The following is an 869-nucleotide window of genomic DNA, read 5'->3' as shown; positions in this document are numbered from 1 at the left end:
TTAAGACGCCATTTCACTTGGTGAGTCTGCGGTGGCATATGAGGGTCGCGGCGATGGCGGTGAAGGCGAGGAAGTGTTCCGGCTTGCGTTCGTAGCGGCGGTGAAGGCGGCGGCAGCCGGACAGCCAGGACACGGTCCGCTCCACGACCCAGCGGTGCCGGCCCAGGTGTCGGGATGACTCGAGGCCCTTACGGGCGAGACGGTGCCGGATGCCGCGGGAAGTGAGCCATCGCCGCAGGTGGCGGTAGTCGTAGCCCTTGTCGCCGTGCAGCTTGCCGGGCCGCCGGCGTCGCGGGCCGCGACGTGAGCGGATGGGCGGGATGCCGCGGACCAGCGGGATGAGAGCCTGGCTGTCGTGGAGGTTGGCGGCGGAGATACCGACCGACAGAGGCAGGCCCTGACGGTCCACGATGAGGTGGATTTTCGATCCCTTCTTGCCGCGATCGGTCGGATTCGGTCCTGTCAGCTGCCCCCTTTGAGGGCCCGGACGCTGACGGAGTCGATCGCGCACCGCGACCAGTCGAGCTCGCCTCGGGCGCCGAGTTCGTCCAGGACCAAGCGGTGGAGCTTGGCCCACACCCTGGCCTCGGTCCACTCGGTGAACCGCCGGAAGGCGGTGACTCCCGACAGCCCGAAGCCCGGCGGGAGTTGATTCCAGGTGCAGCCCGAGGTGGCCACGAAGATGATGGCGGCCAGCACCTCGCGGTCCCCTCGCCGGCGGTGCCCCCCACCCTGCGGGCGAACAGGTGCCGGCGGCACCACCCGCTGGAACAACGTCCATAGCTCTTCCGGCGCCATCCGCTCGACAAGCGCAGCAGTCATCACCCCAGACTGCCGCAAGATCACGCCAACTGAAATGGCTTCTAAGG

At 68.2% G+C, this 869-nt stretch carries 1 protein-coding gene; it reads right to left on the bottom strand.

Annotated features, from left to right (window positions below):
* Positions 1 to 13 precede the first annotated feature (13 nt).
* A protein-coding gene (locus C3492_RS43850; RefSeq protein WP_219822145.1) for an IS5 family transposase occupies positions 14 to 822 on the bottom strand; the annotation gives its coding sequence in 2 pieces (ribosomal slippage) (positions 14 to 472 and positions 475 to 822; 807 coding nt in all).
* Positions 823 to 869 lie beyond the last annotated feature (47 nt).

Origin of the sequence: Streptomyces sp. Ru62 (assembly GCF_002920615.1) — a bacterium.
Lineage (GTDB): Bacteria > Actinomycetota > Actinomycetes > Streptomycetales > Streptomycetaceae > Streptomyces.
The sequence above is the reverse complement of the archived record's forward strand: the minus strand, read 5'-3'. Positions and strand labels throughout refer to the sequence as shown.